The sequence below is a fragment of the Paludibacterium paludis genome (assembly GCF_018802605.1).
GTDB classification, from domain to species: domain Bacteria; phylum Pseudomonadota; class Gammaproteobacteria; order Burkholderiales; family Chromobacteriaceae; genus Paludibacterium; species Paludibacterium paludis.
Map to the genome: position 1 here is coordinate 2,438,670 of NZ_CP069161.1, position 14,032 is coordinate 2,452,701.

The window sequence follows — 14,032 nt, forward strand, 5'->3', positions numbered from 1 at the left end:
CATGACCACACGCAAACTTGACACCACCATCACCGCCATCCCGGTCTCCGACGGAGCCGGTGTGAAACTGCTGCGCAGCCTTGGGCAAACGGGCCAAGCCCGTCTGGATCCGTTTCTGATGCTCGATTGCTTCTACTCGGACAATCCCGATGACTATCTTGCCGGCTTCCCCGCCCACCCCCATCGCGGTTTCGAAACAGTCACCTACATGCTGGAAGGGCAAATGCTGCATGAGGACCATCTGGGCAACCGCGGGGAGCTCAGAAGTGGCGGCGCACAGTGGATGACCGCTGGACGGGGTATCATCCACTCGGAGATGCCCCGCCAGGAATCCGGACGGATGCGCGGGTTCCAGCTGTGGATCAATTTGCCGGCCAGGGAAAAGATGAAACCCGCGCATTACCGGGATCTCGCGCCGGAAAGCATTCCCGAGTTGCCGCTCCCCGGGGCCGGGATCGTTCGCGTCATCGCCGGAGTCTACAGGATGGAACACCGCAGCATCACGGGGCCGATCGCGGGGCTTAGCCGGGCGCCGCTGTTTTTCGATGTCAGGCTTCCGGCCGGACAACATTTTGCCCATCCGCTCGACGCCGGCCAGCAAGCCTTCGTCTACCCTTATGAGGGCAGCTTGATGGTCGGCCCGGAAAACGATGCCAGGCCGCTTGCCGCGCATAGCGCCGGCATTCTTGGCGCAGGCGGGGAGGTCCGGGTCGCCGCGCAGACCGACTGCGGTTTTCTGCTGCTGGCGGCCGACCCGATCGGGGAACCGATCGTGCAATACGGTCCCTTCGTGATGAACACCCCGGAAGAAATCGACGAAGCCATTCGCGACTACCGGAACAACACACTTGTCTGAAAGGAGTCTCCGCATGAGTCCCGCTCTTGCCAAACGTATCGCTGGCGTCACGCGCGATGTGGGCTTCGCTGTCAAGCGCCTGTTGCCCGCCGGCGAAGCGCGCTCGATCGGCCCCTTCGTGTTTCTGGATCACATGGGACCCGCCCGTTTTGCCGCGGGCACCGCCGAAGGGGATGTCCGCCAACATCCGCATATCGGACTGGCCACCGTCACCTATCTGTTCAGCGGCGCGCTGATGCATCGTGACAGTCTCGGCACGGAACAAAGGATCGAGCCGGGCGCCGTGAACTGGATGTCGGCAGGCCGTGGCATCAGTCACTCGGAACGGATTCCGGCGGACATCCGGCAGACGGCGGATGCGCTTCACGGAATACAGATGTGGATCGCGCTGCCCACGGGGCTCGAAGAATCGGAACCGGTGTTCCGGCACTATCCCACAAGCGATATCCCCGTCGCCAGCGCCGAGGGCGCAAGCATCGCCGTGCTCATCGGTACGTTCCGGGAACTGGCGTCCCCGGTACCCTCACCCTGGGACATGCTGTATGCCGCACTCACCCTGGAAGACGGCGCGAGCTTTACCTGGCCGGCGGGACTCGCCGAACGGGCCGTTTACGTGGCGGAGGGCTCAGTGCGTATCGACAACGAAACCATACCAGCCGGCCACCTTGCGGTACTCAACGATACCGATGCCACACTGTCGGCAACAGCGGCCAGCCGCGTCATGCTGCTGGGCGGAGAACCACTGGACGGTCCGCGCCACATGTGGTGGAACTTCGTATCACGCCGCAAGGCGCGCATTGAAGCCGCACGCGAAGATTGGGAAGCGGGTCGCATCCCCCGGGTTCCCGGCGAGAACGACTTCATCCCGGCTCCGCCGCTCAAGCGTCTCCGATGAAATTTCAAGATCAACCCATATCGATTTCGTCAAATTTTTCATCGTCTCAATCAAATGCTTATGTATTGTTGCGCGAATGTCGGGACGGGTGCAGCAAACCGACGATTTTCAAGCATTGAAATTGACGAGTTGTTAGTCTTTCAATAAAGTGAGCGACCGAAACCAATGTTTTATATCGAAAAATATAAAGGATTACCATCAGATGCGACTCGCACAACTTGTGACCGCCGCCATTTTTGCGGTCTCCGCCACGGCAAGCCAGGCCGCGGTGTATGACTGGGGCACCCATGGAAAAACCCAGGTAGGCTCCCTGAGCGTTTCCGCCGGCGACTTCAGCGATCTCTACCGCTTCACCCTGGGCAAGACGTCGTCCCTCGGCGGTTCGGCCGTGTCGGTCGAGAACAAGTTCGGCAATATCGACATCCTGAAAATCACCAACGGCAGCTTCGCCCTCTACAAGGGCAGCGATGAGGCCCATTCCCAGCTGGTCAAGACCTTCTCTTTTGACGGCACCACGGCGAATATTTCCCATGTTTTCAGCAACCTGGACGCCGGAAGCTACTTTTACAAGATCAGCGGCAAGGGCGCCGGTCTGGCCGGAGGCGTATACACTTTCACGTCGTCCCTGACGCCGGCCGTTCCGGAGCCTGAAACCTATGCGCTGATGGGGCTGGGCCTGACCGGATTGCTGCTCGCCCGGCGCAAGCGCGCCCGATAAGCCTCCCGCCTCCCGGCGAAGTGTCGGTCGTGACGCCCCTTCCGGGGCGTTTTGCATTTTTGCGTGCATCGCTGGCATCCTGCCGGCCAACTGCTACTCTGGAGAGAAGCCCGACTCCCCCGTGGTTGTCCAATGAAGCGTCCCGTCTCCCTCGCCCTCTTCATCGCCCTGTCGCTCACCGTGGCCGCGACGCGGGCGGCCTGCCCCCAGGGAGGTCTGAAAGTGGGCTATCTGGCATTCGGGGCCGCCTACAGCGATGGCAGGGGCATTGATGTCGATCTGGTTGAAACACTGGCCAACCAGCTCGGCTGTCCGATTGCCCGCGCCCAGGCTTATCCCCGGGCACGGGTGATGAAGATGCTCGAGCAGGGCGAACTCAATCTTGTCACTTCGGCGGCCCGCTCGCCCGAGCGCGAACGGCTCGGCTATTTCCTGGTGTATGAAAAAAGCAAGAACATGACCCTGCTTGACGCCCGCTTCGGCCGCCCCGGCGCCGAAACCATCCTGAAACGGGAGGAGATCATCTGGGGGAAAGTGCGGTCATTCGTTTACGGCCCGGCGCAAATGGCGTTTCTCGACAAGATGACGCAGCTTGGCCGGGTGATCGAGGTGGCGGACAACGACGAACTTTTCCAGCTGCTCGCGCGCGGAGCGATTCAGGGCATGTTCTGTCACCCGTTCGTGTTCGATGAACGCTTCCGCCACACCCCGCTGGAACACCGCCTGATCGTCTACGATGCCTTTCCCGCCGATCCTGAGTTGCAGGGCGGGCTACTGCTGGCCAAATCGGCATTCGATACGAAGGAAACGCGCCGCTGGCAAGACAAACTCGATGAGTTGCGCGGGAACGGCACACTGGCTGGCATTTTTCGCAAGCACCTGAGTCGGACCCTCGCCGAGGCGCTGCTGCCGTGACCGCCGGCTATTCGTAAAGGCCGGTCCGAGTGTTTTCCGTCAGTGCGACATGACGGCGATAACGCATGCCGAGCTTCTCCAGGATACGCACCGACGCGGCATTGCCCGGATCGGCCAACCCGACGATACGCGTCTTGCCAAGCGCCAACCGTCCATATTCCACGCACGCCCGCGCGGCCTCGAATCCCAATCCCTGCCCCGTGAAGGCCGGCAGCAAGGCGTAGCCAACATCCGTGACATCGAGCGCATCCCGGTAAAGCAGTCCGCAAATACCGATGGCGCCGCCTCCATCCTTCAGCGACACCCGCCACAGGCCATGCCGGTGCCGCGTATAGCAGGGCATGATGCGCGTCTCGATAAAGACACGGGCATCCTCCCCGGTGCGCAAGCCTCTATCGCCTATGTTGTCCACAAATGTCTTGTCGTTCATCAGGGCAAAGATAAAGGCCGCATCCTCCGGACCGAGTTCACTCAAGGTCAGACGCGGGGTTTCCAATACGATCACATCCACTCCCTGTCGGTTTCACTGAACCGAGTCTACCCGTTTTCCCTTTCGCGGGCAGCGGAGCAGGCAAGGCGAGAGCGTGGTCATTTCACCGGGATGAAAACTGAAGGATGAGCCTGTCCGAATTTTTGTGTAAACGGGGTTTGGGTTACGCCTTTGGAATGCGTTCCTCGAACTGAATGGTAAAGCGAGTCAGCGCTGCCTTCCAATCCCGAATCGGCATGGTCCACTTCTGACTGATGTTCCTCAGCGCCAGATAGAACAGTTTCAGCAACGCCTCATCACTCGGGAACGAGCCCCGATTCTTGGTCAGCTTTCGCAGACTCATATTCACCGACTCGATGGCATTGGTGGTGTAGTAGATCACTTTCCTGATCTCCGGCGGGTAGTCGAAGAATGGCGTCAACCGAGCCCAGTTGCGCCACCAGGACTGACCGATCGGAAAATATGTCAACGACAACCGAAATCTGACCCCCCATTCCCTCACATCGACATTTCAAATCTGACCCACCCGGGTCTCATGGGGTGGTCGGTTTCTTGACCGCCCCGGCTTTACGTTTGTCTTTCAGTCGATAGCTTTCTCCGCTCATGCTGACGATGTGCGCGTGATGCAGCAACCGATCAAGCATGGCCGCGGTCAGCGTGGCATCGTCCGCAAAGGTCGTCGCCCATTGGCCGAACGGCAGGTTCGACGACAGGATCATCGAGCCTTTTTCATAGCGCTTGGCCACCACCTGGAAGAACAGATTGGCCTCTTCCCGGCCAAAGGGGAGATAGCCGATTTCATCCACGATCAACAGGCTTGGCCCCATCACGGTACGATTGAAGTACTCTTTCAGCCGTCCCTGTCGTTGGGCCGCCCCCAGTTGGAGCATCAGATCGGCCGCCGAAATGAACTTCACCTTCAACCCCGCTTGCGTTGTGCGGATACCCATCGCCGTGGCCAAATGGGTTTTGCCAATGCCACTCGGACCGATCAAGACGATGTTCTCGGCTCGCTCCAGAAACGCCAGTCCCGCCAATTCCTGTATCTGCGATTTCTGGACACCACAGGCGAAACCAAAGTCAAATTCCTCCAAGGTTTTGATGGCGGGGAACCCCGCCATCCGCAACATGACTTCACGTGTACGTTCCTGGCGCAGTCGGGTCTCGCGTTCCAGCAGTCTTTCCAGGAAATCACTGTAGGGCAGCGCATCCCGCGCGGCGTCCTGCGCCACCGCCGGATACAGGGTGGCCATGGATTCCAGCTTCAATTGGCGGCACAGATGGCCGATGCGTTCTTGTTGCAAGTTCATGCGGCCTCTCCCAGCAAGGCGGTATACACCGATAGCGGGTGCTGGAGCGACTCAAACGGCATGCCGCGAGCCAGGGCCGCGGCCGGCGGGGTCGTGTTCCGGGGCGGCAACGCCTGTAAGGCATCGAGCTCGTGTCGCCAACGGTCAAGCGGCCGCTCTTTTAGCGTGGCATGCAGGCGGACATTGGCCACTTCCGCCAGCCATCGCTCCACCTCGCGGTTGGCGGTGGCCACATCCACGCGCAGGCCGGCACCTTTGAGCCGGCTCGCCAGAGGGTTGTAGAAACTTTCCCGCAAGTAGCGGTTGAAGCGCTCCGCCTTGCCTTTCGTTTTGGCCCGATAGGGGCGGCACAATTTGGGCACAAAGCCCTGCGTCTTCGCCAGCGACAGCAGCCCAGGATGGAAACGATGTTGCCCGGGCCCATAGGCATCGCGCTCCAGAACCACTGTCTTCATGTTGTCGAAGAGGGCCTGACGGGGAACGCCGTGAAAGTAGTGGCAGGCAGCCAACAGGCACTCCTGCACCGATTCGAAGTCTTCGCTGTCGACAAAGCGGACAAAGGACAAGCGGCTGTAACCCAATGTGGCCACGAATGCGGACAATGGCGAGGCGCCGCGCCGGAACACCACGAAATCGGCTTGCATCTGCTGGCCTGGCTCGGTCTCGAAGCGCACCACCGGGTCGGCGTCTTGTGACCGCGTCGGTCTCAAGGGCAGGTAAAACTGCTTCAGCAACGACAGACTGCCGGAGTACCCCAGCGGCTCAATCTCCCGCATCAACACCGTGGTCGGCAACCATGGCGGATGCGCCTCGCGGATACGGCGCCGCAGATAGCCGATAAATGGATCGAGCTTGCTCGGACGTGGCGGGCGTTCTTTATAACGGTGGCTGTTGGCTTCCCGCAGATGGCGTCGAACGGTATTGCGCGACACGCCGAGCATTCGGGTGATCTCCCGAATGCTCTTCCCTTGGCGGATCAAAATCTGGATTTCCACTACTTGCTCCTGGGTCAACATAATCGGCGGCGCAAAGCCACCACGTTACCCCAGGTGGGTCAGTTTTGGTTTGTCTAGGTGGGTCAGTTTTACATTGTCGCTAACACCGACATCGACAAATTCGATGCCGCGCCGTCGGCGCCATGACCATCCAGGAAGCGTTCATTGCATCCGCCACCCGATCCGTCCAGGCCGCGCAGCGCCCGCAGGGCTTGGCCTTGACGGCGCACCGACGAGATACGCTCGCGCGTGCGGTGCAAGGCGACTCGGCGGCTTGCACCGCATGTCGAACACGCGCGTAAAAAAGCCGCTCGCCCCGGCGTCCGAGGGAACGGCTTCTTATGCAACTCCGCTATCCGGCCGATGGATCGCGCGCCGGAGTGCAAAAGATTTTGTAGCGCCGATTCTTACGTCGGGTCTGTTTCCGGCGTCCATCCAGATTCAATTCGTTCGATCAGCAAGGTATCGTTCCATACCCCGCGAATCGGGAATTTACGCTGCTCGGCAGTTAATTCACCGGCCCGCCATTCCTTTTCACCGTCCCACAGCCACCACACACCCACCTTGCGAGTGGACGGGTCAATGACACCCGCTCGGAATGTCGGAAACGCCTGCGCCTCCGATTGCACCGCAACGTTATCGACAATCGAAACAATGCCTTGATCCACCGCCGCACTTAGCGGAAAGAAGCATATAAATGCCGGCCTGTTTTTCACAAGCTCGGCAAAATCGCCAGGGCGAGCGCAGTAGAAATTCCCAAACACACGCAATAACGCCCCATATTGCTTATGCTTGTGGGTGTACTGCGCATAGGTCAAGCCCTTCCCAGTCTTGATTTCGACAATATCGCCGATCTTCAATTTCGCCATTTTAGAAACCTGGATAGCCGGCCTGCCTCAAGAGTTCAGCCCCTCGTTGCAACGCTCCAGCGTATGCAGGGTTCGATGTGGAAATGCTGTTAATCCTGTTCATCAGCATTCCGCCGTTCTTGGACAAGCCGTGGTTCTCGATCAAAACCTGCTCGACCGCTCTAGCATCGGCACGAGACAGATTGCTCAATCCGGGGATCGCATCAATGGAAATGGCTTTTGAACTCAGGTGTTCAGCAGCACGGCGCTCAAGGTTATTTGTGATACCAACATAGTTCACCTCTCCCGCCGCATTAACAGAGCGATAAACAAGGTTTTCACCAGCCGCTACCCCCTTTGCCGCAACAGAGCACCCCGCGGCGTCGCGCCGTACACCAAGCCCTCAGCCCCAGCATGGATACCGCTTCACAGGGTGTTACCTCCGATTTGCCCGCTATTGTACCGAGCGAGCCCCCTGACGCGGTTTTTGCTGTCAATCGGCCCCTACTTCGTACCGGACCGCATCCAAGTATTTTTTCCAATTCTCAAATAAGCGTTTCTCGTTTTCCGCTTTGCTATGCAAACTCGGTTCATAACCATCCGTCACTGGCATATATCGAACGAAGTTTTCAATTTCACTTGGATAATCGAATTCAGCGTAAATCGTCTCGACCTCCCCTATGACCTTTCCCCTAACAGGTATCCCAGTCATTAGTTAGCATGAAGGCCAAAAGGAGCCAACATGCGCAAGTCCCGTTTCACCGAAGAGCAGATCATTGCCATCCTGAAAGAAGCCGAGGCCGGTCTATCTGCGACAGAGTTGTGCCGCAAGCATGGCATCTCGGATGCCACGTTCTATAAATGGCGTGCCAAGTTCGGCGGTATGGAGGTCTCCGAGGCCCGGCGTCTGAAGCAGCTGGAAGACGAGAACAACCGGTTGAAACGGCTGGTGGCCGAACAAGCGCTGGATATCCAGATGCTGAAAGAGGTGGTCTCAAAAAACTAACGCGGCCCGACCTGCGCTGTGATGTCGCCCGGCAACTCATCGTCAGGCACGGCATCTCCGAACGTCGGGCCTGCCGCTTGTTGTTGGTGACGCGTAAGACCTTTCGTCGCAAGCCAGCAGAGGACCGTAATGCGACGTTGCGGGCTAGGTTGCGTGAACTGGCCGAACAACGCCGACGCTTCGGCTCGCCACGGTTGCATGCCTTGTTGCGCCGAGAGGGCTGGGCCATCAACCATAAGCGGGTTGAGCGAATCTACCAAGAAGAAGGCTTGTCGCTACGCTTGCGACGGCGGAAGAAGCGGCCAAGCCACCTTCGAGTGGTGCTGCCGATGCCAGAGGGCCCAGACCAGCGCTGGGCGATGGATTTCGTTTCGGACACACTGTGGAACGGCCGCCGTATCCGAGCGTTGACGGTGGTGGATACCTGGAACCGTGAGTCAGTATGGATCGAGGTGGACCACTCGTTACCTGGACGGCGTGTCGCCCGCGTCTTGGAGCAATTACGCTGCGCCGGTCGTTGTCCGAGCCGGATTCAGGTGGATAATGGACCAGAATTTACCAGCCGGGCATTAGATGAATGGGCGTATCGTCACGGTGTTACGCTGCAATTCATCCGGCCAGGCAAGCCCGTTGAGAATGCCTTTATCGAGAGCTTCAATGGACGCTTCCGGGAAGAATGTTTGAACCAGTCCGTTTTCCACAATTTGCAGGATGCAAGACAGACGATTGAAGCATGGCGGCAAGACTACAATCATGCCCGTCCGCACAGTGCATTAAATTACCTGACCCCGGTCGAATTCCGGGAGAAACACTTACCCCAACCAAGCAGGATTGCTAACTAAGCGGTGGTATACCAACAGGGGAAAGGTCAGCACCGCATGCCGGCCACGCGCGTAAAAAAGTCGCTCGCCCCGGCACCGAGGGAACGGCTTTCTTTCTGGCCTACGCGAAACTAGGCTAAATCGATCAGCTTTTCAGCGATGCTCAAAGTGCGTTGACGATCAACAGTGAGCCCCATGTGCTCCGTTTCAAGCCACGCAAGATACTCGAACACTTCGCTAACTGGCTTGCGCGAGATTAGCATCGAGTAGAGCGTGGGGACATAACTATCATATTCATCTTCCGCTTCAGGTATCGCTTGAACCCCAATCGGGTCCCAATCCCGCATCAGCACACTTTTTATTTTCTGGTGCAATGCCCGTGCTTGCTCTATTGCGCTGCTCATCATGGTGCTCCTCTAATCACTGTCACAACTCGACCGGTTTCAGAATTCACGATGACCCGTACATTGTCCACGGCATCGTAAAAACCAGTCGTTCCCGCTCGCGTCGGGAATTGCGTCCCAGTGCTGAGGGCATTTTCGACAACAGATGGCATCACGCCACGGTTCTGCATCTGATCAAGGGCGTGGCCGGAAAAGTCGCGACCGTTGATTTGCGTCGCTTCGTTCCGCAACTTCTGATAAGGCGCGTTCTTCAACTCATTGCCGGCGCGGCCAAGGAAGCCAGTCGCTTCTTCTGCACCCTTTGCCGCAACAGAGCACCCCACCACGTCCTGCCGTACACCAAGCCCTCAACCCCCAGCACCGATACCGCTTCCCAGCCCCATGCCCAGGCTCTTCCGCCATTGTACAAGCAGACACCCCCTAATGCGCTTTTTTCCGGTAAATGCACGCCGGGCCTGATGCGGATTTCCGGCGCAAGCGGCCACTAAAAAGGGAGGCCCATGCCTCCCTGTCTTCACTGCGGCCGATCCGGTGTCAGCGGTTCCACCACGGATAGCCGACACGCTCGTAATACTCGCTCGCCATACTGCGGTCGTCCGAGCCGTTGCTGCTGCAGCCGTCAGCACGCGGGTTGGCCACCCAACTCATGATGCCGGCCAGGTCGGCAATAAAGCCGCGCAGTACGGTTTCCGGGGCTATGCCGTCTTCCTCGCACAGGTCCAGGAATTCGTCGGGTAGATGCAGGGTGAGTTTGTGCTTGCGGCGCTTGCTCATGGCGTGTCGTGTCGTAATGGAATGGACGCCCCCGATTCCCGATCCGGCGCATCATCGCCGTGGCTGATCGTGGATTGCTGTCCACCGATAACCTAGCCGAATGGCAATCGATTACCTTGCCCTGCGGCCATCCGCTGCATCATTCTTGTTGGTCTTGACGTAGGGTTTGACGAACTGGGGGGCCATCAGCTTGACCGTATGCCCAAAGCCTTCAAGCTTCCGTGCCCAGTAATGAGCCCCACCGCAAGCCTCCAGACCGATGAGGCAGGGAGGTAACTTGGCGAAAAAGACAGCCATTCGATCACGGCTAAGCTGTTTCTGGAGAACCACTTTTCCGTGTCCGTTTACCCCGTGGATTTGGAACACATTCTTTGCCAGATCGAGGCCGATTGTCGTAATCTTCATGGTGGACGCTCCTTCTGTTTGAGCGGTTAGTGACACTACCACTCTGGCACATTGATGCCGATTAGGAGGGGGCGTTCATTCCATTACGACAGACAGCAAAAAGCCGGTGCGGATTTCTCGACACCGGCTTTAAATTAAAACCGCGTTGCTCGCAAAAACATCAAGGGTCTTCCCTTAGCATGATTTCCCTTTCGCGCACAAAGATCGGATATATCGCAGGGTCATGCTCAAAAAAACCCTCGTTAAAGCTCGGGTCTTGCCAAGCAACCGGCGAAATTCCAATCGCGGAAGAATTATGAATCCAAGTACGCCAGTTTGAAGGCACAACTGTACTCACAATTTCAAAACACTCCGCTTGGTGACTTACCATGCTCGGCCATTCGCCTTCACGCTCGTGACTCACGATTGCATAGCTACGCTTACCGTCATGATCAATAAATATTGACAATACATTATAGGTCTGTCCTAGTGCTAGCCAAACGGAATGCTCAACCTCGCGTCCTGCCGAATCGAGTAACCGAATGCATTTGACCTTCATTATTTAGCCACTCCAGACATGCTGTTAAAAATGGCTTTGCAGTCAAGGCTATAGAGCATTCACCGGCCTGAAGGAAATCGTGAAAATCGGAAAATGAATGAAGCGAATGAACAGGAAGCCTCGGGGCGGCAAGTGCGGCGTCAAATCGCAGCCCTGAGCGAGGATCATCAATACGGTTGTTGTTGATACGACTCAAGGCAAAGTTTGCTTGAACAACCAAGGCAGCCAATACCCCGATCACTATGGCGAGGACAAGCTGCAGCATGACTGCACAGAGGCCATGGCGCTGGTAAAACCGAAATCCATAAAACCTGATTTTTCGAACAAACTCGCCGTGCGTCATTCCATCGAACCACAAGCACCGGAGTAAGAGAAAAAACACTTGTCAATCGGTACTTTACCTGTGCCCATAAATGAAAGTCAAACGTCATAATATTACATTCAAATCAAAATGACAACCCATTAGGGTTATTGTATTCAACCAAAAACAAACAGCACAGGCACAATCAGGCGCTCAGTTTATACAATCAAACTATTGATAGTTACATTAATTCATTTAACACACTTCAAACCACGAACAAATATTTACATAACCGCATATAACCCATGAATGAAATTATGTGGTTCCAGTTGCGCAAGCCATGCAAAGAACAAAACACCACTTTTTAATACGTAAAACTCAAAAAACCATGCATTAAGCATGAAAGCCCAATAAAAAACAGGAAGCCTTCGCACAATTAAAAAAGCCGGCACGGATTTCTCCACGCCGGCTCACCGCTTGAATCAGGACAATACCCGCAAAACTGGGCCATGACGAAAATGATTTCAACCTAAGACAAGACCTCTCATCTTGAAGTCATTGAACAGCGGTCAGGGCACTTCCATCATCATATTCGGCACGATGCAGCCTTTGCCCAAAGAATCAGATTGTCATGAGAGGGCCAATCTTGTCCTTGGCGAACAATCTTGTCTTATCGTCTGACGCGGGCTCGAACCCACAGTAGTACTCGGAAACATTCGCCCTACTGGCAACTGCTTTAGCACCGGCCGCCAACGTTTCGCCCACATTTAGCCGAACAGCCTCATCAACGTCACCCCGGTCAAATATGACAGTAATTTCGTTTACCCCCCCGCAGCGAAGAATGCGCACCATTGGGCTACGAATCGTCACGTCCTCCACAGTAACAGTAGTAGTCCGCACAAAAAGGGATAAGGGTTCAGCCTCTTGTTCAAGCAGAGTCATCAAATCAAAGTTGGCCTTCTTAGGGTCAAGACGGCCCAGCTCGCTGTGAGAGAGTTCGAGGATGTCGACACCTTGCAGCAAGTCGTTCATCAGCCTGCCAACGGCTTCATCGGGAACTTGCTCGAAGATCAATTCAATCAATCCGTCCATAATCAGTCCAAAAATCCCTTGAATGAGCCATCCATGTTGAGTCGAACCCCTCGTCCATCTGGAAGTCGTTTCTCCAGGAACATGAGGCCATTTTCGTAGGTCTGCGTTGTAAACTGGCCGGAGCCACGAAGGATATCCCGTAGATGTACCATACCCTGTTCGTTCCACGTTTTCATTGACCCTGTCATTGCACCCCACGTCGCAGGATTCCGGCCTGATTGCTGTTGTGCTGTTTCGGCGCTGGCACCGGCGTCGCGTCGATGATTTGGCCACCCCGCGCGATATATCCGTGCTTGAGTAATTGCGCCGACACGCCATCGAACAGTGCACGGGCCCCGCTTTCGCCAATCCGATTCTCGAAGGTCCAGATCGTAGTGCGGTCAGGAATGTTGATCGCCTGGCCCAGCCCACAGAAGCGCTGATAGCTCAGCCCCAGTCGAGCAATTGATACTCTATTTGCTCGTCGGACAGGTTGTACAGCCGCTTCTAAACCAGAATCCGCACCATCGTTTCGGTTGGAAACGGTGGCCCACCGCCCCGCTGGCTGACACGCCGGGGCGCAACTCAATCAACCTCGGCCGCCAAGGCGCCAAAGTGAATATGCTTCTTGATCTCTGCAAGCGGGTCGCCCAGGCGGTTGATCTTCTGCCGGAGGTGGTCGTCGGCGAACAGGTCGTTCTTGATGGCGTTGCGCGTCAAGCTCGGTCAGAGCCAGGACCACGTAATTTTTTCAGCTGGCGTGCACTCAGGGGCGGTCTAGGTGCCCTGATCATCAAGCGAGAATGCCATGACGTCTGGCTGCGTTAGCCAGACTACTGGCCTCGCTTGCGCCCTTTGCCGCAAATCATTAAAGTTTTCCTAACCAGCTTTTCTGATCGTCGGCAAGCAATAACCCACCAACCATACCGCTCATGGCCACAACCCTAAAAAAATTCACGACGTCGGTAATCGCTTCGTCGTCATGGAAAGTGGTAAGTACACTTTCTTCACACGCCCGATTCAGGATCACGTCATCGATTTGATCATGAACAAACTCAGACTGCGGCCCAAAGCAGACGTAGTACCGGCAACCCATGTCCAATAGCTCAGCAACCTTTTGATTAAGAAACGTACTGTCAGCCCATAGCGGGTCTCGAGTATCCAAGAGGACTGCGAAGGGTTTCTTCAAGCCAGCGGTCGAGCATGGCTCGGTAGGACTAAAAACAGAGATATTTGATCGATACATCATAGCTCTCCATCCAAAATTTTCTGGAGATTGTTCTTGAATGTTTGAATTTCTGTTTCCAAGTGCTGAATGCGGCGTTGCTGTTGTTTCTCTATTACGTCTTTCGGTAGGTTTTCCATACCGGGCCGCACTGTTGGGTTATTGCGAAACTCTTCCAATTTCTTCTCGTGGGAGGCGATTTGCTTTTCCAGCGATTTGACGCCTTTCTGCGCTTCCTTGCTGAGCTGAGTCGCCTCCTTTGCCGCACCTTCGGCCAGCCCCTGCGCGGCGTCCTTCCCCGCCGCCTTCTCCAGCCCCTGCGCCATTTTAGCGGCTTTGAACGCCCCCTTCATCTCCGAGAACGGCGTCAGCCCCATCACGACCCAGAAGGCCTCCGCGGGCCACAACTCCACCCGGCCCAATCAATCCCATCGGCATGACTTCCGCCCGTCACCTCCAA

General features: G+C 56.5%; 18 protein-coding genes and 3 pseudogenes. 5 read left to right on the forward strand and 16 right to left on the reverse strand.

Going from position 1 to position 14,032, the window contains the following annotated elements; all coding sequences use genetic code 11:
* Position 1: 1 nt before the first annotated feature.
* From JNO50_RS11025 to JNO50_RS11040, 4 genes are all read left to right on the forward strand, one after another.
* Positions 2-856 (forward strand): pirin family protein, encoded by an 855-nt coding sequence (locus JNO50_RS11025; protein WP_189536931.1) that lies wholly within the window; start codon positions 2-4, stop codon positions 854-856.
* A 13-nt stretch (positions 857-869) separates the two neighbouring features.
* On the forward strand, positions 870-1,751 hold the full coding sequence (locus JNO50_RS11030; protein WP_189536933.1) for a pirin family protein: 882 nt from the start codon (positions 870-872) through the stop codon (positions 1,749-1,751).
* A 202-nt stretch (positions 1,752-1,953) separates the two neighbouring features.
* Complete coding sequence (locus tag JNO50_RS11035) at positions 1,954-2,469, forward strand: FxDxF family PEP-CTERM protein (RefSeq protein WP_189536935.1); 516 nt, start codon at positions 1,954-1,956, stop codon at positions 2,467-2,469.
* Positions 2,470-2,601: 132 nt separating this feature from the next.
* The gene (locus tag JNO50_RS11040; RefSeq protein ID WP_189536938.1) at positions 2,602-3,384 is read left to right on the forward strand and encodes a substrate-binding periplasmic protein; all 783 of its coding nucleotides are present in this window, start codon (positions 2,602-2,604) and stop codon (positions 3,382-3,384) included.
* Between the two features lie 7 nt (positions 3,385-3,391).
* Here the strand turns inward: JNO50_RS11040 and JNO50_RS11045 are convergent, their stop codons facing one another.
* The 8 genes and pseudogenes from JNO50_RS11045 to JNO50_RS11080 all read right to left on the reverse strand — a co-directional run bounded on the left by JNO50_RS11045 (position 3,392) and on the right by JNO50_RS11080 (position 7,739).
* Positions 3,392-3,889 carry a GNAT family N-acetyltransferase gene (locus JNO50_RS11045; protein WP_189536940.1) on the reverse strand — a complete coding sequence of 166 codons (498 nt, stop codon included), beginning with the start codon at positions 3,887-3,889 and terminating at the stop codon, positions 3,392-3,394.
* 148 nt (positions 3,890-4,037) lie between these two features.
* Positions 4,038-4,337: pseudogene (locus tag JNO50_RS11050) on the reverse strand (transposase); the annotation flags it as partial.
* A gap of 70 nt (positions 4,338-4,407) precedes the next feature.
* The gene (gene istB / locus JNO50_RS11055; protein ID WP_215796348.1) at positions 4,408-5,184 is read right to left on the reverse strand and encodes an IS21-like element helper ATPase IstB; all 777 of its coding nucleotides are present in this window, start codon (positions 5,182-5,184) and stop codon (positions 4,408-4,410) included.
* Positions 5,181-6,200: an IS21 family transposase gene (gene istA, locus JNO50_RS11060; protein ID WP_215796349.1), complete on the reverse strand. Its 1,020-nt coding sequence runs from the start codon at positions 6,198-6,200 to the stop codon at positions 5,181-5,183. Before istA ends, istB begins: the two co-directional genes overlap by 4 nt.
* Positions 6,201-6,268: 68 nt before the next feature.
* Positions 6,269-6,439, reverse strand: a complete 171-nt coding sequence (locus JNO50_RS11065) for a hypothetical protein (protein WP_189534812.1) — start codon at positions 6,437-6,439, stop codon at positions 6,269-6,271.
* 147 nt (positions 6,440-6,586) lie between these two features.
* A complete protein-coding gene (locus tag JNO50_RS11070; RefSeq protein ID WP_189534810.1) occupies positions 6,587-7,048 on the reverse strand; it encodes a hypothetical protein in 462 nt (153 codons plus the stop codon).
* A 1-nt stretch (position 7,049) separates the two neighbouring features.
* Complete coding sequence (locus JNO50_RS11075; protein WP_189534808.1) at positions 7,050-7,328, reverse strand: GIY-YIG nuclease family protein; 279 nt, start codon at positions 7,326-7,328, stop codon at positions 7,050-7,052.
* 192 nt (positions 7,329-7,520) lie between these two features.
* On the reverse strand, positions 7,521-7,739 hold the full coding sequence (locus JNO50_RS11080; RefSeq protein ID WP_189534806.1) for a DUF2247 family protein: 219 nt from the start codon (positions 7,737-7,739) through the stop codon (positions 7,521-7,523).
* Between the two features lie 30 nt (positions 7,740-7,769).
* On the opposite strand from JNO50_RS11080, the gene JNO50_RS11085 reads away from it, so the two are divergent.
* Positions 7,770-8,875 (forward strand): IS3 family transposase gene (locus tag JNO50_RS11085; RefSeq protein WP_189534805.1). Its coding sequence is split into 2 segments (ribosomal slippage): positions 7,770-8,022 and positions 8,022-8,875, totalling 1,107 coding nucleotides; the frame shifts between segments, so codons are not numbered across the junction.
* Positions 8,876-8,985: 110 nt separating this feature from the next.
* On the opposite strand, the gene JNO50_RS11090 is transcribed toward JNO50_RS11085, so the two are convergent.
* The 8 genes and pseudogenes from JNO50_RS11090 to JNO50_RS11130 all read right to left on the reverse strand — a co-directional run bounded on the left by JNO50_RS11090 (position 8,986) and on the right by JNO50_RS11130 (position 13,952).
* Positions 8,986-9,261, reverse strand: a complete 276-nt coding sequence (locus JNO50_RS11090; protein WP_189534802.1) for a hypothetical protein — start codon at positions 9,259-9,261, stop codon at positions 8,986-8,988.
* A gap of 531 nt (positions 9,262-9,792) precedes the next feature.
* Complete coding sequence (locus JNO50_RS11100; protein ID WP_189534798.1) at positions 9,793-10,032, reverse strand: hypothetical protein; 240 nt, start codon at positions 10,030-10,032, stop codon at positions 9,793-9,795.
* Positions 10,033-10,161: 129 nt separating this feature from the next.
* Positions 10,162-10,437: pseudogene (locus JNO50_RS11105) on the reverse strand (IS110 family transposase); the annotation flags it as partial.
* A 488-nt stretch (positions 10,438-10,925) separates the two neighbouring features.
* Positions 10,926-11,318 (reverse strand): hypothetical protein, encoded by a 393-nt coding sequence (locus tag JNO50_RS11110; RefSeq protein WP_189534796.1) that lies wholly within the window; start codon positions 11,316-11,318, stop codon positions 10,926-10,928.
* A gap of 579 nt (positions 11,319-11,897) precedes the next feature.
* Positions 11,898-12,368 carry a hypothetical protein gene (locus JNO50_RS11115; RefSeq protein WP_189534794.1) on the reverse strand — a complete coding sequence of 157 codons (471 nt, stop codon included), beginning with the start codon at positions 12,366-12,368 and terminating at the stop codon, positions 11,898-11,900.
* 220 nt (positions 12,369-12,588) lie between these two features.
* A pseudogene (locus JNO50_RS11120) lies at positions 12,589-13,067 on the reverse strand (transposase); the annotation flags it as partial.
* 148 nt (positions 13,068-13,215) lie between these two features.
* Positions 13,216-13,596, reverse strand: coding sequence for a DUF7684 family protein (locus JNO50_RS11125; RefSeq protein WP_189534792.1), 381 nt, complete (start codon positions 13,594-13,596; stop codon positions 13,216-13,218).
* Positions 13,593-13,952, reverse strand: a complete 360-nt coding sequence (locus JNO50_RS11130) for a hypothetical protein (protein ID WP_189534790.1) — start codon at positions 13,950-13,952, stop codon at positions 13,593-13,595. The genes JNO50_RS11125 and JNO50_RS11130 overlap by 4 nt, the downstream gene beginning before the upstream one ends.
* Positions 13,953-14,032: the final 80 nt, after the last annotated feature.

Bases quoted from the DNA above. Each gene is read 5' to 3' on its own strand.
- JNO50_RS11025 (WP_189536931.1), top strand. From the start codon at position 2: ATGACCACACGCAAACTTGACACCACCATCACCGCCATCCCGGTCTCC.
- JNO50_RS11030 (WP_189536933.1), top strand. From the start codon at position 870: ATGAGTCCCGCTCTTGCCAAACGTATCGCTGGCGTCACGCGCGATGTG.
- JNO50_RS11035 (WP_189536935.1), top strand. From the start codon at position 1,954: ATGCGACTCGCACAACTTGTGACCGCCGCCATTTTTGCGGTCTCCGCC.
- JNO50_RS11040 (WP_189536938.1), top strand. From the start codon at position 2,602: ATGAAGCGTCCCGTCTCCCTCGCCCTCTTCATCGCCCTGTCGCTCACC.
- istB (WP_215796348.1), bottom strand. From the start codon at position 5,184: ATGAACTTGCAACAAGAACGCATCGGCCATCTGTGCCGCCAATTGAAG.
- istA (WP_215796349.1), bottom strand. From the start codon at position 6,200: ATGTTGACCCAGGAGCAAGTAGTGGAAATCCAGATTTTGATCCGCCAA.
- JNO50_RS11070 (WP_189534810.1), bottom strand. From the start codon at position 7,048: ATGGCGAAATTGAAGATCGGCGATATTGTCGAAATCAAGACTGGGAAG.
- JNO50_RS11080 (WP_189534806.1), bottom strand. From the start codon at position 7,739: ATGACTGGGATACCTGTTAGGGGAAAGGTCATAGGGGAGGTCGAGACG.
- JNO50_RS11090 (WP_189534802.1), bottom strand. From the start codon at position 9,261: ATGATGAGCAGCGCAATAGAGCAAGCACGGGCATTGCACCAGAAAATA.
- JNO50_RS11100 (WP_189534798.1), bottom strand. From the start codon at position 10,032: ATGAGCAAGCGCCGCAAGCACAAACTCACCCTGCATCTACCCGACGAA.
- JNO50_RS11110 (WP_189534796.1), bottom strand. From the start codon at position 11,318: ATGACGCACGGCGAGTTTGTTCGAAAAATCAGGTTTTATGGATTTCGG.
- JNO50_RS11115 (WP_189534794.1), bottom strand. From the start codon at position 12,368: ATGGACGGATTGATTGAATTGATCTTCGAGCAAGTTCCCGATGAAGCC.
- JNO50_RS11125 (WP_189534792.1), bottom strand. From the start codon at position 13,596: ATGATGTATCGATCAAATATCTCTGTTTTTAGTCCTACCGAGCCATGC.